The 19,303-nt window shown below is 58.1% G+C and carries 17 protein-coding genes; 9 read left to right on the forward strand and 8 right to left on the reverse strand.

The features are described from left to right. Positions 1-30 precede the first annotated feature (30 nt). Together istB (I3253_RS15790) and istA (I3253_RS15795) are read right to left on the reverse strand one after the other, a co-directional pair. Positions 31-825, reverse strand: a complete 795-nt coding sequence (gene istB / locus I3253_RS15790) for an IS21-like element helper ATPase IstB (RefSeq protein WP_068289770.1) — start codon at positions 823-825, stop codon at positions 31-33. Further along, a complete protein-coding gene (istA, locus tag I3253_RS15795) occupies positions 815-2,347 on the reverse strand; it encodes an IS21 family transposase (RefSeq protein WP_197918803.1) in 1,533 nt (510 codons plus the stop codon). The genes istB (I3253_RS15790) and istA (I3253_RS15795) overlap by 11 nt, the downstream gene beginning before the upstream one ends. A 251-nt stretch (positions 2,348-2,598) precedes the next feature. Between istA (I3253_RS15795) and I3253_RS15800 the strand changes: the two genes are divergently transcribed. Further along, positions 2,599-3,318: a helix-turn-helix transcriptional regulator gene (locus tag I3253_RS15800; protein ID WP_040701630.1), complete on the forward strand. Its 720-nt coding sequence runs from the start codon at positions 2,599-2,601 to the stop codon at positions 3,316-3,318. Positions 3,319-3,561: 243 nt separating this feature from the next. Here I3253_RS15800 and I3253_RS15805 read toward each other — a convergent pair whose 3' ends face one another. From I3253_RS15805 to I3253_RS15815, 4 genes are all read right to left on the reverse strand, one after another. Beyond that, a complete protein-coding gene (locus I3253_RS15805; RefSeq protein ID WP_007120574.1) occupies positions 3,562-4,131 on the reverse strand; it encodes a contact-dependent growth inhibition system immunity protein in 570 nt (189 codons plus the stop codon). Further along, positions 4,128-4,475: an endonuclease toxin domain-containing protein gene (locus I3253_RS15810; protein WP_040701632.1), complete on the reverse strand. Its 348-nt coding sequence runs from the start codon at positions 4,473-4,475 to the stop codon at positions 4,128-4,130. The genes I3253_RS15805 and I3253_RS15810 overlap by 4 nt, the downstream gene beginning before the upstream one ends. A gap of 15 nt (positions 4,476-4,490) precedes the next feature. After that, complete coding sequence (locus I3253_RS20645; protein WP_007120576.1) at positions 4,491-4,619, reverse strand: hypothetical protein; 129 nt, start codon at positions 4,617-4,619, stop codon at positions 4,491-4,493. A 258-nt stretch (positions 4,620-4,877) separates the two neighbouring features. Further along, the gene (locus tag I3253_RS15815) at positions 4,878-6,251 is read right to left on the reverse strand and encodes an aspartate aminotransferase family protein (RefSeq protein ID WP_040701702.1); all 1,374 of its coding nucleotides are present in this window, start codon (positions 6,249-6,251) and stop codon (positions 4,878-4,880) included. A gap of 551 nt (positions 6,252-6,802) precedes the next feature. On the opposite strand from I3253_RS15815, the gene I3253_RS15820 reads away from it, so the two are divergent. The 8 genes from I3253_RS15820 to I3253_RS15855 all read left to right on the forward strand — a co-directional run bounded on the left by I3253_RS15820 (position 6,803) and on the right by I3253_RS15855 (position 16,552). Then, the gene (locus tag I3253_RS15820) at positions 6,803-7,765 is read left to right on the forward strand and encodes a helix-turn-helix domain-containing protein (RefSeq protein WP_065331080.1); all 963 of its coding nucleotides are present in this window, start codon (positions 6,803-6,805) and stop codon (positions 7,763-7,765) included. Positions 7,766-7,852: 87 nt separating this feature from the next. Beyond that, complete coding sequence (locus I3253_RS15825; protein WP_007120579.1) at positions 7,853-9,880, forward strand: hydantoinase/oxoprolinase family protein; 2,028 nt, start codon at positions 7,853-7,855, stop codon at positions 9,878-9,880. Positions 9,881-9,884: 4 nt separating this feature from the next. Then, a complete protein-coding gene (locus tag I3253_RS15830) occupies positions 9,885-11,840 on the forward strand; it encodes a hydantoinase B/oxoprolinase family protein (protein WP_152467148.1) in 1,956 nt (651 codons plus the stop codon). An 89-nt stretch (positions 11,841-11,929) separates the two neighbouring features. Next, on the forward strand, positions 11,930-12,664 hold the full coding sequence (locus tag I3253_RS15835; protein WP_232272177.1) for an ABC transporter ATP-binding protein: 735 nt from the start codon (positions 11,930-11,932) through the stop codon (positions 12,662-12,664). Continuing rightward, positions 12,664-13,398, forward strand: a complete 735-nt coding sequence (locus I3253_RS15840) for an ABC transporter ATP-binding protein (RefSeq protein ID WP_007120582.1) — start codon at positions 12,664-12,666, stop codon at positions 13,396-13,398. Before I3253_RS15835 ends, I3253_RS15840 begins: the two co-directional genes overlap by 1 nt. Next, the gene (locus I3253_RS15845; protein ID WP_007120583.1) at positions 13,395-14,309 is read left to right on the forward strand and encodes a branched-chain amino acid ABC transporter permease; all 915 of its coding nucleotides are present in this window, start codon (positions 13,395-13,397) and stop codon (positions 14,307-14,309) included. Before I3253_RS15840 ends, I3253_RS15845 begins: the two co-directional genes overlap by 4 nt. 3 nt (positions 14,310-14,312) lie before the next feature. Continuing rightward, a complete protein-coding gene (locus I3253_RS15850) occupies positions 14,313-15,341 on the forward strand; it encodes a branched-chain amino acid ABC transporter permease (protein ID WP_007120584.1) in 1,029 nt (342 codons plus the stop codon). A gap of 41 nt (positions 15,342-15,382) precedes the next feature. Further along, complete coding sequence (locus I3253_RS15855; protein ID WP_152467149.1) at positions 15,383-16,552, forward strand: ABC transporter substrate-binding protein; 1,170 nt, start codon at positions 15,383-15,385, stop codon at positions 16,550-16,552. 322 nt (positions 16,553-16,874) lie between these two features. Here the strand turns inward: I3253_RS15855 and istB (I3253_RS15860) are convergent, their stop codons facing one another. Then, positions 16,875-17,669, reverse strand: a complete 795-nt coding sequence (gene istB / locus I3253_RS15860) for an IS21-like element helper ATPase IstB (protein ID WP_068289770.1) — start codon at positions 17,667-17,669, stop codon at positions 16,875-16,877. Further along, positions 17,659-19,191, reverse strand: coding sequence for an IS21 family transposase (gene istA, locus I3253_RS15865; protein WP_197918803.1), 1,533 nt, complete (start codon positions 19,189-19,191; stop codon positions 17,659-17,661). The genes istB (I3253_RS15860) and istA (I3253_RS15865) overlap by 11 nt, the downstream gene beginning before the upstream one ends. Between the last annotated feature and the right edge of the window lie 112 nt (positions 19,192-19,303).

Consider the following 19,303-nt stretch of genomic DNA (forward strand, 5'->3'; position numbering starts at 1 on the left):
ACTGACCCACCTCTGATTATGAATTTTGGGTCAGTCTTCGGTCAAGACATGACTTGCCTCCTTCTTTTTTCTGGCCGCTGTGGCGGAGCTGGCTTTGAAGCGGAAGCTGTCGTTTCCGGTCTCCAGGATGTGGCAGCGATGCGTGAGACGATCGAGCAGTGCAGTTGTCATCTTTGCATCCCCGAACACGCTGGCCCATTCGCTGAAGCTGAGGTTGGTTGTGATGATGACACTGGTGCGCTCGTAAAGCTTGCTCAGCAGATGGAAGAGTAGCGCCCCGCCAGATGCGCTGAACGGCAGGTAGCCCAGTTCATCGAGGATCACGAGATCGAGGCGCGTCAGGCTCTCGGCAAGCTGTCCAGCCTTTCCCTTTGCCTTCTCCTGTTCGAGCGTGTTGACGAGTTCGATGGTCGAGAAGAAGCGGACCTTACGCCGGTGGTGCTCGATGGCCTGGATGCCGATTGCGGTAGCGACATGGGTTTTGCCCGTTCCCGGCCCGCCGATCAGCACGATGTTCTGTGCCCCGTCCATAAACTCACAGCGATGCAACTGGCGGACTGTGGCCTCATTGATCTCGCTGGCGGCGAAGTCGAAGCCGGAGAGATCCTTGTAGGCAGGGAAGCGCGCAGCCTTCATGTGATAGGCAATGGAGCGCACCTCGCGTTCCGCCAATTCAGCCTTCAGCAACTGGGACAGGATTGGCACAGCAGCCTCGAAGGCGGGCGCGCCCTGCTCGATCAGATCGGTGATGGCTTGTGCCATCCCATACATCTTCAGGCTGCGCAGCATGATGACGATGGCGCCACTGGCAGGATCATGACGCATGGCGGCCTCCGGTGTTCCGGGCTCTCAGGCCATCATAGCGTTCGACATTGGCCTTGGGTTCGCGGTGCAGGATCAGAGACTGGGGCGTGTCGATGTCCGGCCCTTCAGTGGTCTTGCCGTCAATCAGCCGGTGCAGGATGTTTAGCACGTGCGTCTTGGTCGGCACGCCCTCAGCCAGAGCCTGCTCCACGGCCTTCAACACGGCCTGTTCATCGTGATGCAAGACAAGCGCCAGGATCTCGACCATCTCCCGATCTCCACCCGGGCGGCGCAGCATCTTCTCCTGCAGTTGCCTGAAGCCGGGTGGCAACTCTGCAAAGGGTGCCCCATTCCGTAGCGCACCGGGCTTGCGCTGGATGACGGCCAGATAATGCCGCCAATCGTAGATCGTGCGCGGTGGGAGGTGGTGGCTACGCTCGATCACACGGGTATGTTCGCACAGGATGTTGCCCTCGGCCGCCACGACCAGCCGGTCAGGATAGATCCGCAAGCTGACGGGCCGGTTGGCAAATGAAGCAGGCACGCTGTAGCGATTGCGCTCGAAGCTGATCAGGCACGTCGGCGAGACGCGCTTGCTCTGTTCGACAAACCCGTCAAAAGCGGGCGGCAAGGCCATCAGCGCAGCCTGTTCCGCCGCCCAGACATCAGCGATCGAGCCAGAAAGCGTGCCGTGAGGGATCTCGCGCCAGAGTTCCAGACAGCGCTGTTCCAGCCAGGCGTTCAGCGCTGCGAGATCGGGGAAGTCCGGTATCGGTTGCCACAGGCGCGGCCGGGCATCCTGAACGTTCTTCTCAACCTGGCCTTTCTCCCAGCCCGCAGCCGGATTGCAGAACTCAGGTTCATAGACGTAGTGGTTCGCCATGGCGAGGAAGCGCATGTTGACCTGGCGCTCCTTGCCGCGACCAACCCGATCTACGGCTGTCTTCATGTTGTCATAGATGCCGCGCTCCGGCACGCCGCCAAGGACGCGGAACCCATGCCAATGGGCATCGAACAGCATCTCATGTGTCTGCAGCAGATAGGCCCGAACAAGAAACGCCCTGCTATGTGACAGCTTGATATGTGCCACCTGAAGCTTCGTGCGCTCGCCGCCCAGAATGGCATAATCCTCGCTCCAGTCGAATTGGAAGGCCTCACCCGGGCGGAACAGGAGCGGGACGAATGTGCCGCGACCTGTCGTCTGCTGCTCTCGCTGGCGATCTGCGCGCCACTCCCGGGCGAAGGCCGCCACGCGATTGTAGGATCCGGTGAAGCCGAGCGCGACCAGATCAGCATGCATCCGCTTCAGGGACCGCCGTTGCTTACGCGACTTCCCCGCCTCGGTCTTCAACCAGCCTGCCAGCTTGTCGGCAAAAGGATCGAGCTTGCTGGGCCGCTCCGGCGTCGAAAAGGAAGGCTCGATCGCCCCCGCGTTCAGATACTTCTTGATCGTATTGCGCGACAGACCAGTCCGTCGGGCAATCTCCCGGATCGGGAGGCCATGCCGCAAACGCAGCTTCCGTATAATGTTCAAAAGTCCCATGTGGATCACTCCGTTGCCCCCCTGCGCTCGTCGCGTGGGGGAAGGGTCACATGGGTCAATTCTCAATGGAAATTAGGACGCTAACCGGGTCAGTTCTCGGTGGAAATCAACATGTATCCCAGCTTCAAGGACCAGTCCCACGGATTTACGGCTCTGCGTTGCATCTTTGATTTTCCTTTGTTGATTTCGATAAGAAAGCCCTATTGCCAATAAGTGCCAAATTTTGTCACCATATGTGCTAGAGTGGCAAAATGAATATCAGACAGAGACATGACGCCATCGTGCGCAGCCTTCGGCGCAACGGCACATCAACCGTCGCGGAGCTCGCCGAAGAGGTCGGCACCTCCAGACGCACGCTCCTGCGCGACATCGCCGCCTTGCGTGACGAAGGCTTTGTCATCCATTCCGAAAGCGGGCGCGGCGGTGGCGTGCAGCTTGACCCCCAGTCCATGCAAACAACCGCCCGCCTCTCTGTGGCCGAAGTCTTCGCGCTGCTGATCAGCGTGGCCGCCGTGCGCGCCGCCCAGAACCTGCCCTTCTCCGATCTCGCAGATGCAGGCCTCGCCAAGATCGAGCGCGCCCTGCCGTCTGACAAAGTGCGCGATCTGCGCCGCTTCCTCGCCTGCCTGCACATCGGCCAACTCTCGCCCAAACAGGACCTGTCTGACCTGGGCACAATCGACCCCGCCCTGCTGCCCGCTTTTGAAAAAGCCTTTCTGGCGCGCCAGCACCTCCGCTTTGAGTATCGGGATGCCAAAGGCGCGCGCAGCCTGCGCAATGTCGAGCCGCAGGCCATGCTCATCTTGCAACCGCTCTGGTATCTTGTCGCATGGGATCCGGCGCGCGAAGATTTCCGGCACTTCCGCATGGATCGCATCACAGGCCCTGAGCTTGTCAGCGGCCCGCCCTTCCGGCGCAGGCATGTGCCCTTTGAAAAAGATGTTTGTCCCTACAACGACCTGCCGCGCTGACCCCCAAAACCGCGCCACCCTCAGGCGCGCACACATCACGCTCAACATCAGAGGCTTTCGCAATGAAGGAGCGGCCGCCCCACAAGCATGCCCGGCACTCAAGACTGCGTTCCGCGCAAAGGGCAAACCGCAGAAACCACGAATTCGCTGCGTCCGCACCAAAGGCCCGCGGTGCGGTACTTTGTGAGCTTTCGCTGCGTTTGTGCCAATGGTTGCTTTAGCAGGCGTCGTCGACTCAGGGACCTACGCTGAGCGGCTTATGTCCAGTGCGTCCAGAATAGCCCTGCCAAGCTCTTCGACTGACACGTCTTCCGGCAAGACCGTATCTTCTTGGCCGCGAATACCCTCCCAATGGCCATGTCCGCGATAGCGCGTTGGCTTGATTGCGATCTTGCCGTCCCGCAATGTTAACGAAACATGGCCCGCACCGTTAAACAGCGCTTTCAAAGTCTTGACACCAGCGCGCGCCTTGTCTGCTTCCTCCCACGCCTTGAATTCTTCCTTTGTCGGAATCCGGATGACGTCGTCCCACTCTGGATGTTTTGGCGTGATGAACCGGCTGGCCAAAAGGGCGGCCCGCGCGTGGCCAGCGATTTCGAGCGCAGTTAGGTCTGGCGGTAGATACTCATGATATCCCTTGGGGTCCAAATGCGCGCTACCATACACCGCTTGTGAGGCGATTTCCGTGAATTTGCGATAGCTCGTAACAAAGGCACTTTTGCGTTCTTTGGGAGGCTTGGAGCGCTTTTTTCGCTCCGCCGCTTCAGCACGCCGTTTCGCAATCCATTCTTCTGTGGTCAGGACTTTTTTCATCGGATACGGCTCACTTCTACGTCGATCCCCAAACTCTCAGCGTAGTCTATCGCACGTTGAATTTGAGTAAACTGTTCCGGGGTGGTTCCGTCGGGCACGGCAAGTTCCAGGCGTTTGATGTCGATTTCGTCCGCGCTGATTTCAATGCCCTTCTTGTTGTCGTACTCGAAGTGGTCAATTTGGTCGATGTAACGCTTCAAAGCACCAAAAATACGACTGGGCCGGTCCACATATCCCGGCGCGCGGGTTTCGAGCGTCTTTGCGCTTGTGGCAAGGCCTCGATCTTCGTCGAAGAAATCGAACGTCTTGAAGTTGTCGGGCGTGCGCTCTCCCAAACCGCCCAATCGTTCCAGGTGATCCTACCACGGTCCACCCTGCTCCCTGATCGGCCCGCCCCAGGTGAGGCCGGAGTTTTCGATGACGTCCCAGTCAGGATCAGAGGGCAAGCGGCGCGCCTCTGCCGCCTCATGCAGAAGCGCGTCGCGCATGTCGTCCGCGTCCTGCGCGTCACAGCTCGGCCCGCGCCGCCGCAACGCACCAAAGCAACGAAGAGGCCGTCAACAAGAACGGAGTCTCGCCGGTCTGAAAGCCGCTCAGCAAAGGTTCACCCGAAGAAGCTCTTGGTTGAACGAGATTTGTAAAGATCAGCTCGCGTGACAGGCGCCACCCGGAAAATGTGTAGACAGGCCGACCCAAGTTTTTCCCGGATGGGAAAGGGTAAGAGTTCTGGCTTGTCGTTCCCCTGACTAGGCGGCCCCGTTTATGTCTGCGGCCAGTTCCTCCAGACTCTTTTTTGTGATCTGGATGATTTCTCGCACGTCATTCGCGCCCACTATCAATGGCGGACAAAATGCCATCGCGTCTGTCATATTACGTGAGATGAGGCCGTTGCGCAGCATGATTGCGTTCATTTGGGCGCCGAGTTTTCCAGGGGCAAAATCGCCTGATTTACCCTCTGGGGCGATCAATTCAAGTGCGCCTATGAGGCCAATGCCACGTGCCTCTCCAACGAGAGGGTGGGACGTCAGGTCGGTCAATCCAGCTTGCAATTCTGCACCGCGTTCGGCGGCATTGGCCACAAGATCGCGCTCTTCGATAATCTTGATGTTTTCCAGCGCTACGGCTGCGCCGACGGGGTGGCCACCGCCCGTATAGCCATGCCCCAGAACACCGATGCGCCCGCTTTCGTCGGCGATTGGCTGATAGACCCGATCGTTGATCATGAAAGCCGAAAAGGGGAAATAGCTGGAGGTGATCTGCTTGGACATGGTGAGAATGTCGGGCTTTATGTCAAAGGTTGTAGAGCCAAACATGTTGCCCGTGCGGCCAAAACCGCAAATCACTTCATCTGCGATAAGAAGGATATCGTATTTCGCCAGAACCGCTTGGATTTTCTCCCAGTAGGTCGCCGGAGGAACAACAACACCGCCCGCGCCCATGACAGGCTCGGCGATGAATGCGGCTACAGTTTCGGGGCCCTCTGATTGGATCATATCATCAAGATCTTGGGCACAGCGTGACGCAAAAGCTTCTTCGCTTTCGCCGTCCTGACCTTCGCGCCAGTAGTGCGGGCAAGTGGTGTGCAAGATGCCCTCCATCGGCAGATCGAAGGACTTGTGGTTATAGGGCAGACCCGTCATCGACGCGGCTGCGACTGTCACGCCGTGATAGCCGCGCAGGCGCGAGATGATCTTCTTTTTCTCGGGCTTGCCGAGCGCGTTCGAGCGATACCAGACCATCTTGACGATCGTATCGTTCGCCTCGGAGCCCGAGTTGGTATAGAAAACCTTGCTCATTGGCACGGGGGCTATTTCGATCAGCTTTTCAGCAAGATCAATCGCCGGACCATGCGAGCGGTGCGAGAAGTTGTGGTAGTAAGGCAGCTTTTGCATTTGCCGGCTGGCGACATCCACAAGGCGTTGTTCGTTGAACCCGACTGCCACGCTCCAAAGGCCGGACATGCCCTCGATATAGCGGTTGCCGTTTGAGTCGGTGACGTGGATTCCCTCGCCTGATTCAATGATCAGCGGACCAATTTTTTCATGCGCTTCGGCATTGGTATAGCTGTGAAAATGATAAGCGATATCACGGGCTTCGTCTGAATTTGGTCGCACATCCATGGCAGGCATCACTTCTTGTAAGTTGGCGTTTTTCACGCGGCAGGGGGCCGCGATTTGCCCTCAGTGCTATCGCCGCTTTCTTGCTTTTAGCAAGCAGTTTTGTTCCGAGCATCCTGTCTGCGGGCCAGCGAGGCCGCCCATTTGAAGCAGAAACGCCCGCCGGGATTTCGGTCGTGGTTTGAGGACACTTCCATCCTGTGATTCTGTTTGGATGCTTCGTTTTTTTGAAGCGCAGCGGCCGTGAATCTTGGGGAAAATGCGGCCCAATCCCGCTCAGGTTGTTGCCTTCGCAGCTTTCCGTTTCACAAAACCAAGACCCGATTTGGCGGTGTTCTCGCGCTGCAAATGGTTGGTAAAAATATGTTTTAGTTAGATATTTAGGATTTTCCAGGGCCTTTCTGGGCCCGATGAAAGAATCGCAAGTGCGCGAATTGACACGTGACACAAGAGTTTGTGCGTTTTTTGCCAAAGTGGTTGGCCGGAACGGTGCTACGATCATTTTAACACATGAGACAGTTGTGTTTTCGCCATTTGTGTTTTGGGGACGTTAGATGAATCAGAAGGACAAAACTGCAAACAAGCTCATGACTGCCACCCAGTGGCAGGCGGCTGTCTCAGATACGTTCTTTCCCCTAGAGACCACGATGGCGGATGACCAGTCCTTTTCAGGTGATCTCAATACTTGGAACCTCGGTATCGTCGGTCTGTCGCAGATGCGTTGCGATGGCATTCTCTACAAAAGGCACAAGCGGCACTTTCTGGACGAAGTTGAAAGCAGTCTGCTGATTACCATTCCAAGATTGGGGACGGTCGGCTTTGACCAGAATGCCCGCCAGGCGAAATGTTCACCGGGCGAGTTTCTGGTAGAACGGGGCGATTTGCCCTACGAGTTCTGGCATGAACAGACGAACGAGCTGTTGGTGCTGAAGGTGTCTTCCGAAAGCGTGCGGGCCCGCATCGGCCCAACAGACCGTTTGGGCGCGCTGAGTTTTGATGGCACAGCCGGCGTGGCCAGTTATTTTCTGGATACCGTCAAGACAACGGCGCTGCACGTCGATTTGCTTGATGAGCAGGCGCGCGCGGCCGCTGGCAAGCACATCCTTGATCTGCTGTGCCTCTCAATCCGCAAAGATGACCGTGTGCTGGACAGCGAAACCTCGACAATCCGCGCAGCACATCTGCACCGCGCAGAACAGTTTATCCGCAACAACCTCTTCAATGAGAATCTCTCCTCAAGTCTTGTGGCAGAGGCCTGCAATGTGTCGCAGCGCTATCTGCAACAACTGTTCTCGGAGTCGGGCAGGTCGGTTTCCGGGTTCATCCGCGAAAAGCGTCTGGTGCGCGCGCGCGAGGACCTGAGCGTCGTAGGGCCCATCACAATTGCCGAGATAGCCCATCGGTGGGGGTTTTCGGATCAATCCCAGTTTAACAAAGCCTATCGTGCGCAGTTCGGCTGCACACCGACCGAAACGCGCAAAGCCGCGCAGCAAGGCCAGAAGACGGCCCCTCCGTAACCCTTAGCTAAAACCGAAAACCCCCAAGTAGGGTCGGCTTTCGCCGGCGCCTTCCTGATGCCCTGTTGTCTTTTGAAGGATGTAGACATGAAGAACACAAGAGTTGCCGTAGATGTGGGTGGGACGTTTACCGACGTCGTCATTATGGACGAAACAACGGGTGCGATCCGCATCGAAAAGACGTCATCGACACCGGATGACCCGATGGTTGCCATTCTCAACGGGATTGATCAGGGCGGCATCGACCTCAGCGAGGTGTCGATGTTTTCGCACGGGACAACCGTGGCAACAAACGCGCTGATCACACGTAATTTGGCGCGCTCTGCGATGATCTGCACCGAAGGGTTCCGCGACGTGGTCGAAATCCGCCGGGCCAACAAGGAGGATCTGTGGGACACCTACAAAGATGTGGCCAAGCCCTACATCCCGCGTCGGGACCGTCTGACCGTCCGTGAATGCGTCGACGCGAACGGCACGGTTCTGGAAAAGCTGGACGAAAAAGAAGCGCTGCGCATCGCGCATGTTTTGAAGAAGCGCAAAGTCGCCTCTGTTGCTGTCTGCTTTATGAACTCTTACACCAATGGGGCCAATGAAGAGCGGATGCGAGACATTCTGCTGAGTGTGATGCCGGATGTGCCGGTGTCGATCTCTTCACAGGTCCTGCCGGAGATTTTTGAGCACGAGCGTTTCTCGACAACGATGGCAAACGCGGTCGTGTCGCCTTCGGTCGTTGATTATGTAGCGCGCCTTGAGGGTAAGCTGGCTGACGGCGGCTACGAACGCGATCTGCTGTTGCTGCACACGGGCGGCGGCGTGATGACCCCGGCCAGCGTTAAAGACTTTGCCGCGCGTCTGGCAGGGTCGGGCATTGCCGCGGGCGCGATTGCCAGCCGCTTTATTGGCAACCTTTGCGGGTTTGACAATTCTATCGGTTTTGACATGGGCGGGACCAGCACGGACGTATCCTTGGTGTATGAAGGCAAGTCGCGTGTCACCAAAGACTGGTATATCGAATATGGCTATCCGATCCGGTTCCCGTCGATCGAAGTGCTGACCATTGGTGCGGGCGGCGGATCTCTGGCGTGGAAAGACGAAGGCGGGTCACTGCGCAACGGACCGCAATCTGCGGGCGCCTTCCCTGGGCCTGCCTGCTACAAGAACGGCAATGAAGTGGCCACAAACACGGACGCCAATGTTGTGCTGGGCCGCCTTGGCACATCGCTCGCGGGGGGCAAGATTACCCTTGATCCCGCCCTGGCCGAAGCGTCGGTCAGAGAGACTGTGGCCGAGCCTTTCGGAATGGAGCTGCACGAAGCCGCCGAAGCCGTGGTTGCGGTTGCAAACGCAAATATGGCCAATGCGGTGCGTTTGCTGTCGATTAGCCGAGGTTATGACCCACGGGACTTCGCGCTTGTGGCGTTTGGCGGAGCCGGGGCGTTGCATGGTGCGGCAATTGCCAAGGAGTTGTCGATCCCGACTGTCATTATCCCGCCCAATCCGGGTGTGACATCGGCTCTGGGTTGCCTGCTGGTCGATATCCAGCACGACTTCTCAGACAGCTTCATGGCTGCTGCGGCTGATACCAAGCCGGAGGATTTGGAGGCCGCCTTCGAGCGGCTGGAGGCCATGGCCGCTGATCGTTTGAAGCACGAAGGCGTAGCGCCCAAGGACATTGTCATGCAGCGCACGGTCGAGATGATGTATCAGGGCCAATGGCGTGCCTTGGCAGTATCTGCGCCGTCCAAGGTCACCGATATTGAGGCCTTGATCGACGGGTTCCACAGCGAACACCAGCGCGAATTCAACTTCCGCCGGGATGACGCACCGGTGTCGATCTTCCGTGTGGGGCTGACGGCGACGGGTATGGTTCCCAAGGCCGAGCTGCAAAAGCACGAGGTGAGGAAGAACAAGCCCAAGACCGACAAGACACGCGATGTCTGGTTTGACGGCAAGGCCCACACGGCGATGATTTTCGAGCGTGAAAACCTGACCGCCGGTGCGACCTTTGATGGCCCCGCCATTGTCGAGCAGTTCGATTCAACCACCGTAATTCCGCCGAACACGACTGCTGAAGTCGATCAATACATGAACATTCTCATCCGAGTGCAGGAGTAATACTATGAGTGATTCAAAAGCCCTAGATCCCGTCACGTTTGAAGTTCTCAAGAACTCCTTCATCACATCCGTTGACCAGATGGCCGAGCAGATGCTGCGCACCTGTTACTCCTTTGTGATCTACAACCGCGACTTTTCAAACGCGCTGCATGATGCCGAAGGCAATTCGGTTGCGCAGGGCAACGATGACATCGCGGTGCACGTCGGCACGCTGCACTTTACCTGCAAAGACGTTATTCGCGTCTTCAAGGGCGACATGATGCCCGGCGATGTCTACGCAATCAACGATCCTTACGCAGGCGGCACGCACTTCAGCGATGTCCGTCTGGTGCGGCCGATCTTTGATGAAGACGAGCTGATCGGGTTTTCGCAGTCAAACGGGCACTGGTCTGATCTGGGTGGCTCTGTGCCCGGTTCTTTTGATGTGACGGCGAAAGACATGTTCCGCGAGGCGGTTCGGATCACACCTGTCCGGCTATTCCGTGCCGGCGAATTTTGTTCCGACGTTGCCAACCTGATCGCAAACAACACACGCGACCCCGCGTCGATTATCGGTGACATCCACAGCCAGGCACAGGCCACGCAGGTGGCCGAACGTGAAATCCTGCGGCTGGTGCGCAAATACGGGCGCGAGCAGGTCAAGCAGGGCATGAACGAGGTGCAGGACTACGTTGAACGCGCCGTGCGCCAGCGTATTGCGGCGCTGCCCGACGGCACATGGAAATCCGTCGACTACATCGACCGGGACCCGTCAGGTGGCGAGGGGATGATCCCGATCCACATCAAGATGACAATCAAGGGTGATCAGATTCACTACGATTTCGAAGGCAGCCACCCGACGATTGGTTCGATGTACAATTCCGCGCCGGGAGCCACATTCTCGGCTGTCGTCGCGGGGATGAAGACCTTCTTTCCTGACCTGCCGTTGAACTCCGGCTTCTATCGGATGCTTTCTGTCGCTGCGCCGGAAAATTCGGTGGTCAGTGCCCAGTGGCCCACGGCGGTCACCGGCTTCCTGATGCCGTTTGAAAAGATCATGAACTCGGTTTTCGAGATGTGGTCGGAGATCATGCCGGAGCGCGCCATCGCCTGTGCATTCAATCTTGAATACCTGTTGGCGGGGGGCACGGACAAGCGGCGCGAGGAGGACTCTACATTCATGTTCTACGAATGGCTCCCCGGCGGTTGGGGCGGACGGCGCGGTAAGGATGGCAGCGACGTCACCACAGCCTGCTTCGGAACCGGGCTCATGTCTCAGCCCAACGAAGGCAACGAGCGGGTCAACCCGACCCGGACGCTTGAATTTCAGATCAAAAAAGACAGCGCAGGCCCGGGCAAATGGCGCGGTGGGACAGGGGTGCAGAAAACCTCCCTGCTTCTGGAAAGTGAAAAATCCGTCATGTCCTATGTATGCGACCGCGAACGCGCCGTTGTCTGGGGTGTTGATGGTGGTTTGCCCTCCATGCCGCATGGTCTGACCATCAAACGCGCCGGCTCGGACACGCACGAATGGCTTGGGTCGGTCTTCTCCGGCTTCCCGATGTATTCGGGAGATGAGTTTGCGCGCCCGACCGCGGGGGGCGGCGGCTTTGGCGACCCACTTGAACGCAAGACAGAGGCTGTTCTGACGGATGTGGTGGATGACTATGTCTCTATCAAACGAGCCGCGTTGGACTACGGCGTGGTGATCAAAGAGATTGATGCGGACTTGTGTGAATATGAGGTCGATGAGGCCGAGACCGAGAAACTGCGGGCGCATATTCGTGAAAACCGCGTGGCTTGGGCGCGCATTGATCCTGAAAAGGTTGCCGAGATGTATCGCAACGGCGAGATCGACGCGATGGACGCCGTGCGACGCTATGCGGTGATCCTGGATTGGGAAACCGGCGAGCCGCTGCCCAAGACGATCGAACAGTTCCGCGAGAGTTTCGAGCGGCGCAGCGTGGCACACTGGACCTAGTGAGCATCACCAGGACCCACAGCCGCCATCGGTTGGCGGCTGTGGAGCACAACGGTCGGAACAGGAACGCGAAGGATAAGATTTTGTCATTGGAACTGGAATCAATCAGCGTTGCGTTTGGTGGCTTCAAGGCTCTGGATGACGTGACGATTTCGCTAAAGAAGGCGGAAATTGTCGGGTTGATCGGCCCCAACGGAGCAGGCAAAACCACCTGCGTCAACATCATCACAGGCTTTCAGGACCCCACGTCAGGCACGGTCATGCTGGATGGGCAGGACATCAACGCCAAAGCGCCCTATGACATTCGCCGCCGGGGTCTTGCGCGCACGTTCCAGGCCGGGCGCTTGTTTTCCGGGCTGGATGTACTGGACAATCTTGCAGTGACCGGGGTGGGCCTTGGCCATTCGCGGCGCGCCTCCGAAGACGAAGCGCTGCGCGTGTTGTCCTGGATGGGGGCCGGGCATCTTGCCGAACTGCCCGCAGCCGGGCTGCCCTATACGGACGAGCGCAGGGTCGGCATTGCGCGTGCGCTGATGTTTGCCCCCGATTACCTGCTGCTGGACGAACCCGCCGCAGGCATGTCCGAAACCGAAGCGGATGATCTGGCACAAATCATCAGGCGGATCGCGGATGAGCTGAACTGCGGTGTCCTGTTGATCGAGCATAACGTCGGGCTTGTCCTGTCATTGTCAAACCACGTCTATGTTCTGGACGCGGGCAAGATCATCGAAGAGGGCGACAAGACCGAGATCCTGGCCAGCCAGGCGGTACGCGAAGCCTATCTGGGCGCAGAGCATGCGCCAGAAAACATGGAGCACGCGTGATGTCAAAGCTGGGTGTTTTCGATGTCGCGGTTCGGTATGGCAAAGTGCCTGCACTGTCGGATGTTTCCTTTACTGTTCAAGAGGGTGAGAGGCTGTTCATCTCCGGGCCGAATGGGGCGGGCAAGTCCTCTCTGCTCAAGGCGATTTGCGGAGCCGTTGCCACGACCCATGGCCGCATTGAGGTGGACGGCGATGTGCTGAATGGCCGCTCGCCCGAAGCGATAGCGCGTTTGGGTCTGACTATGGTTCCGGAAGGCCGCGAGGTTTTCGGAACGCTGACAGTCGAGGAAAACCTGCGTGTGGGCACGGGCATCCGGAAGGACAAGGCGGCGATTGAAACGGATATCGACGGGATCTACCAGAGCTTTCCTATCCTGGGTGAGCGGCGGCATGCCAATGCCGGAGCACTGTCCGGCGGACAGCAACAGATGTTGGCGATCGGGCGCGGTTTGATGACCAATCCCAAACTGATGATGGTGGATGAACCTTCGCTTGGGTTGGCTCCGAATATTGTCGATCAGGTCTATGAAACGCTCGTCAATCTGCAGGCCGAACGCGGCTTGACCCTGATCATCGTTGAACAGAGCTCGGCCCGCGCGGCCCGGGTTGGCGGGCGCATGGTGTTGCTGCGCGGGGGTCATGTTGCCGGCGATGGCGATGCGGCAGGCTTTGCGGAAAGCGATCTGCTTAAGGAAGCCTACTTTGGGCAAAACCAGTCGGAGGATGCGACATGAACGCCGTTCCACAGCTGCTCTTTGATGCGCTGAGCCTTGGGGGCATCTATGCCATGGCCGCACTTGGGATTGCTCTGATCTTCGGGGTGATGAAACTGGTGAATTTCGCCCACGGCGAATACATCGCCTTTTGCGTTTTTGCATTGATTGTGCCCTCGACGGACGCAGTTGCCGTCATGTTCTTGGGCAAAGCGCCGGCGATTTTGCTGATCCCGCTGCTGCTGCTGATCGGCGCTGCAATCGCCGTCGCCTCCGAGTTCTTTGTCTTCAGGCACATGCGCAATGCCACGCCTGTGGCGATGATGATTTCATCTTTTGCCTTGGGGTTCGTGATCCAGAATACACTGCTGTTGGTCTACAGCAGCCGTCCCAAGGCAGTAAGCCTCTGGCCAGAGTTGAACCAGCCCGTCAGCATCGCAGGGGCCTCGATCCCTTTGCTACAGATCATCGTCATTTGCACCACTTTGCTCGTTGTTGTGACGCTTGCCTTGCTTTTGAAACGCACGCGGATCGGGCTGGAAATGCGCGCGGCGGCTGAGAATTTCACCATGGCGCGGCTTTTGGGTGTGCGGGCCAATGTGGTTATCACCGGCGCCTTTGCCCTGTCTGGCGCGCTGGCTGCCGCTGTGGCGCTGATCATGGTCACACAAACCGGTGTGGCAGACATTCGCATGGGCGGGCAGATCATGTTGGTTGCCTTCATTGCCACAGTGATCGGCGGTTTGGGCAGTTTGCCCGGTGCTGTAGCGGCGGGATTTTTGATTGGCGCTGCTTCGGTCATTTTGCAGGGGTTCCTCCCGCTCGAAGCACGGCCTTTCCGTGATGCGTTTCTTTATACGCTGGTCATTGTCAGCTTGCTGCTGCGCCCCGACGGATTGTTCGCTCCGAGATCTACGAAGCCGAGGGTTTAGCACATGGCACAAACACATAAACAAAAGCGCCTGAGTGCTTGGTCCACGCCAATCTTGCTGATCGCCATTCTGGTGGTGTTCACATTGCTGGTCACGCTTCTGGGTGACAAATCATTGGCGCGTATGGCGGCGCAAACCCTGATCCGCGTGACCTTTGTTGTCGGGCTTTGGATATTCGTTGGCAACTCCGGCCTCGTCAGTTTCGGACATGCCGGTTACATGGCGATCGGGGCCTATTGCTCTGCATGGCTGACCCTGAGGCCCCAGATGAAGGGGATGTTCCTACCTGATCTCTGGCCGTATCTGGCGACTGCTGAATGGCATGGTTTTCCGGCTGCTGTTGCTTCGGGCCTTCTGGCGGCTGTCATTGCACTGATTTCAGGTGCTGCGATCTTGCGGCTCTCCGGCATCGCCGCCTCTATCGCGACATTCGCATTTCTGGCAATTGTCTACACCGTTTATTCCAGCTGGGAAGGCGTCACGGGGGCCACGTCTTCTGTTGTCGGCCTGACACGATATGCCGATCAATGGGTTACTCTGGGGTGGGCCTCTGTCACAGTTCTGGCCGCTGCGTGGTATGCCAACTCCGCATCCGGACTGGCCTTGCGTGCCAGCCGCGAAGACGAAGTGGCCGCAGACGCCAGCGGTATCAACATGTATGGCCATCGGCTCATTTCTCTTGTGGTCTCTGCCTTCTTTGCGGGTGTCGCGGGTGCGCTCTTTGGCCATTCGCTTGGTGTTCTGAACCCCAACAGCTTCTACCTCGGCATTACCTTCATTACCCTTGCAATGCTTGTCGTGGGCGGCATTGGCAGCCTGACCGGCGCTGTCATGGGGGTCCTTGTTCTGTCCATCATCATCGAGGGGCTCGTGCGGATGGAGCGGGGCATGGAGATTGGCGAGACGACATTGGCTCTGCCAACGGGTGCTCAGGAAATCATCATCGGGATCATCATGATCCTGGTTCTCATTCTACGCCCTGCCGGTCTGACTGGCGGGCGTGAACTCCGGCTGCGGATCGGTGGCCGCTAACCGGAAAATCAAACACATCGAAACCTAAAGGGAGACGACTAATGAAACACTTCTTCACTGCAACAGCCCTCACGTTAGCGCTTGGCGCGCCCGCCATGGCCGATGACATAACAATCGGTTTTGCCATTGCAAAATCCGGTTGGCTCGAAGCCTATGACGCCCCTGCCGTCGCCGCGGCGCGCATCCGGATTGATGAGATCAATGCGGCCGGCGGTCTGCTTGGCAAGCAGATCAAATGGATCGAAGCCGATACCAAGAGCGATCAGGCACAGTCCGCAAGTGCCGGTCTGCAACTGGTCGATGAAGGCGCGGAAATGCTGATCGTGACCTGTGACTACGACTTTGGCGCACCTGCAGCCTTGGCGGCTGAGGCGGCGGGCCTGAACTCCTTCTTCCTCTGCGCAGAAGACATCAAGGCAGGTATCCAAGGGGTTGGCCCGAACAGTTTCTCCGCCTCTGTTCTGGCGGCTGTTCAAGGGGCGACGATGGCGGAATGGTCCGTTAAGGAGCGTTCAGCAAAAACCGGCTATGTGCTGCTTGATACGACAATCGAATACAACAAAGGTATCTGCACCGGATTCGACTGGATGTTCCCCAAAGCGGGTGGCGAGATTGTCGGTCGTGATACCTTCCTCAATGGCGATGCCTCCATCGCCAGCCAGATCACCCGGATCAAAGGCCTTGAGAGCGAACCAGACGTGATCATGCTGTGCTCCTACATTCCGGGGGCTGCGTCTGCTGTGCGCCAAATTCGGGCAGCGGGCATCAACTCGACCATCCTGAACGGCTCTGCGGTTGATGGCTCCTACTGGCTGGACGCCGCACCTGATTTGTCCAACTTCATTGTGCCGGTTCAAGGGTCTATCTACGGCGATGATACGCGTCCTGCCGTAAACGAACTCCGTGATGCGTTTGAGGCGGCTACAGGCGCTGGTCCGTCCAGCACATACGCGTATCCGGGTTATCTGCTGATTGATCTATGGGCCAAAGCGGTCGAACGGGCCGGAACTGTCGAAGCATCAGCCGTAACAGCCGAACTTGAGAAGATGGATGGCGAACCAACAGTCTTTGGTCCGCGCAGCTTCTCTGATCAGATCCACCACCAGAACTCTGCTGAAATGCAGATTGTCGAGATTACAGATGGCAAACCAGGTGTCATCGGCAGCTTTACAATCAGCGAACCTGTGCCGCTGGACGTGCTGCTGAAGTAAGCCGGCTCTGGATGCAAAACAATGCGGGTGTTCCATGTTTGGAGCACCCTTTTTCATATGCTTCTGGTGGCCAGAATGATTTGCACCCTAGGCTCGACATCGCAAATCAACGAAGAGAGACAACAGAGACGAGACAGTTATGCAGTGGAGGTGCTGCACCAAGGTGTCGCAACGTTCTCCCAATGCCAGATTTGGGCTGCCGTTTTTGAGGCAATTCCGCCTTCCCCAGACTGCAGACTTTAGCTCTACTTGTTGATTTCCACCGAGAACTGACCCGGGTTTTCCATCGAGAACTGACCCACCTCTGATTATGAATTTTGGGTCAGTCTTCGGTCAAGACATGACTTGCCTCCTTCTTTTTTCTGGCCGCTGTGGCGGAGCTGGCTTTGAAGCGGAAGCTGTCGTTTCCGGTCTCCAGGATGTGGCAGCGATGCGTGAGACGATCGAGCAGTGCAGTTGTCATCTTTGCATCCCCGAACACGCTGGCCCATTCGCTGAAGCTGAGGTTGGTTGTGATGATGACACTGGTGCGCTCGTAAAGCTTGCTCAGCAGATGGAAGAGTAGCGCCCCGCCAGATGCGCTGAACGGCAGGTAGCCCAGTTCATCGAGGATCACGAGATCGAGGCGCGTCAGGCTCTCGGCAAGCTGTCCAGCCTTTCCCTTTGCCTTCTCCTGTTCGAGCGTGTTGACGAGTTCGATGGTCGAGAAGAAGCGGACCTTACGCCGGTGGTGCTCGATGGCCTGGATGCCGATTGCGGTAGCGACATGGGTTTTGCCCGTTCCCGGCCCGCCGATCAGCACGATGTTCTGTGCCCCGTCCATAAACTCACAGCGATGCAACTGGCGGACTGTGGCCTCATTGATCTCGCTGGCGGCGAAGTCGAAGCCGGAGAGATCCTTGTAGGCAGGGAAGCGCGCAGCCTTCATGTGATAGGCAATGGAGCGCACCTCGCGTTCCGCCAATTCAGCCTTCAGCAACTGGGACAGGATTGGCACAGCAGCCTCGAAGGCGGGCGCGCCCTGCTCGATCAGATCGGTGATGGCTTGTGCCATCCCATACATCTTCAGGCTGCGCAGCATGATGACGATGGCGCCACTGGCAGGATCATGACGCATGGCGGCCTCCGGTGTTCCGGGCTCTCAGGCCATCATAGCGTTCGACATTGGCCTTGGGTTCGCGGTGCAGGATCAGAGACTGGGGCGTGTCGATGTCCGGCCCTTCAGTGGTCTTGCCGTCAATCAGCCGGTGCAGGATGTTTAGCACGTGCGTCTTGGTCGGCACGCCCTCAGCCAGAGCCTGCTCCACGGCCTTCAACACGGCCTGTTCATCGTGATGCAAGACAAGCGCCAGGATCTCGACCATCTCCCGATCTCCACCCGGGCGGCGCAGCATCTTCTCCTGCAGTTGCCTGAAGCCGGGTGGCAACTCTGCAAAGGGTGCCCCATTCCGTAGCGCACCGGGCTTGCGCTGGATGACGGCCAGATAATGCCGCCAATCGTAGATCGTGCGCGGTGGGAGGTGGTGGCTACGCTCGATCACACGGGTATGTTCGCACAGGATGTTGCCCTCGGCCGCCACGACCAGCCGGTCAGGATAGATCCGCAAGCTGACGGGCCGGTTGGCAAATGAAGCAGGCACGCTGTAGCGATTGCGCTCGAAGCTGATCAGGCACGTCGGCGAGACGCGCTTGCTCTGTTCGACAAACCCGTCAAAAGCGGGCGGCAAGGCCATCAGCGCAGCCTGTTCCGCCGCCCAGACATCAGCGATCGAGCCAGAAAGCGTGCCGTGAGGGATCTCGCGCCAGAGTTCCAGACAGCGCTGTTCCAGCCAGGCGTTCAGCGCTGCGAGATCGGGGAAGTCCGGTATCGGTTGCCACAGGCGCGGCCGGGCATCCTGAACGTTCTTCTCAACCTGGCCTTTCTCCCAGCCCGCAGCCGGATTGCAGAACTCAGGTTCATAGACGTAGTGGTTCGCCATGGCGAGGAAGCGCATGTTGACCTGGCGCTCCTTGCCGCGACCAACCCGATCTACGGCTGTCTTCATGTTGTCATAGATGCCGCGCTCCGGCACGCCGCCAAGGACGCGGAACCCATGCCAATGGGCATCGAACAGCATCTCATGTGTCTGCAGCAGATAGGCCCGAACAAGAAACGCCCTGCTATGTGACAGCTTGATATGTGCCACCTGAAGCTTCGTGCGCTCGCCGCCCAGAATGGCATAATCCTCGCTCCAGTCGAATTGGAAGGCCTCACCCGGGCGGAACAGGAGCGGGACGAATGTGCCGCGACCTGTCGTCTGCTGCTCTCGCTGGCGATCTGCGCGCCACTCCCGGGCGAAGGCCGCCACGCGATTGTAGGATCCGGTGAAGCCGAGCGCGACCAGATCAGCATGCATCCGCTTCAGGGACCGCCGTTGCTTACGCGACTTCCCCGCCTCGGTCTTCAACCAGCCTGCCAGCTTGTCGGCAAAAGGATCGAGCTTGCTGGGCCGCTCCGGCGTCGAAAAGGAAGGCTCGATCGCCCCCGCGTTCAGATACTTCTTGATCGTATTGCGCGACAGACCAGTCCGTCGGGCAATCTCCCGGATCGGGAGGCCATGCCGCAAACGCAGCTTCCGTATAATGTTCAAAAGTCCCATGTGGATCACTCCGTTGCCCCCCTGCGCTCGTCGCGTGGGGGAAGGGTCACATGGGTCAATTCTCAATGGAAATTAGGACGCTAACCGGGTCAGTTCTCGGTGGAAATCAACA

The sequence above is a fragment of the Thiosulfatihalobacter marinus genome, assembly GCF_016019955.1.
GTDB lineage: Bacteria > Pseudomonadota > Alphaproteobacteria > Rhodobacterales > Rhodobacteraceae > Shimia > Shimia marinus_A.

Bases quoted from the DNA above. Each gene is read 5' to 3' on its own strand.
- istB (WP_068289770.1), bottom strand. From the start codon at position 825: ATGCGTCATGATCCTGCCAGTGGCGCCATCGTCATCATGCTGCGCAGC.
- istA (WP_197918803.1), bottom strand. From the start codon at position 2,347: ATGGGACTTTTGAACATTATACGGAAGCTGCGTTTGCGGCATGGCCTC.
- I3253_RS15800 (WP_040701630.1), top strand. From the start codon at position 2,599: ATGAATATCAGACAGAGACATGACGCCATCGTGCGCAGCCTTCGGCGC.
- I3253_RS15805 (WP_007120574.1), bottom strand. From the start codon at position 4,131: ATGAAAAAAGTCCTGACCACAGAAGAATGGATTGCGAAACGGCGTGCT.
- I3253_RS20645 (WP_007120576.1), bottom strand. From the start codon at position 4,619: ATGCGCGACGCGCTTCTGCATGAGGCGGCAGAGGCGCGCCGCTTGCCC.
- I3253_RS15815 (WP_040701702.1), bottom strand. From the start codon at position 6,251: ATGGATGTGCGACCAAATTCAGACGAAGCCCGTGATATCGCTTATCAT.
- I3253_RS15820 (WP_065331080.1), top strand. From the start codon at position 6,803: ATGAATCAGAAGGACAAAACTGCAAACAAGCTCATGACTGCCACCCAG.
- I3253_RS15825 (WP_007120579.1), top strand. From the start codon at position 7,853: ATGAAGAACACAAGAGTTGCCGTAGATGTGGGTGGGACGTTTACCGAC.
- I3253_RS15830 (WP_152467148.1), top strand. From the start codon at position 9,885: ATGAGTGATTCAAAAGCCCTAGATCCCGTCACGTTTGAAGTTCTCAAG.
- I3253_RS15840 (WP_007120582.1), top strand. From the start codon at position 12,664: ATGTCAAAGCTGGGTGTTTTCGATGTCGCGGTTCGGTATGGCAAAGTG.
- I3253_RS15845 (WP_007120583.1), top strand. From the start codon at position 13,395: ATGAACGCCGTTCCACAGCTGCTCTTTGATGCGCTGAGCCTTGGGGGC.
- I3253_RS15850 (WP_007120584.1), top strand. From the start codon at position 14,313: ATGGCACAAACACATAAACAAAAGCGCCTGAGTGCTTGGTCCACGCCA.
- I3253_RS15855 (WP_152467149.1), top strand. From the start codon at position 15,383: ATGAAACACTTCTTCACTGCAACAGCCCTCACGTTAGCGCTTGGCGCG.
- istB (WP_068289770.1), bottom strand. From the start codon at position 17,669: ATGCGTCATGATCCTGCCAGTGGCGCCATCGTCATCATGCTGCGCAGC.
- istA (WP_197918803.1), bottom strand. From the start codon at position 19,191: ATGGGACTTTTGAACATTATACGGAAGCTGCGTTTGCGGCATGGCCTC.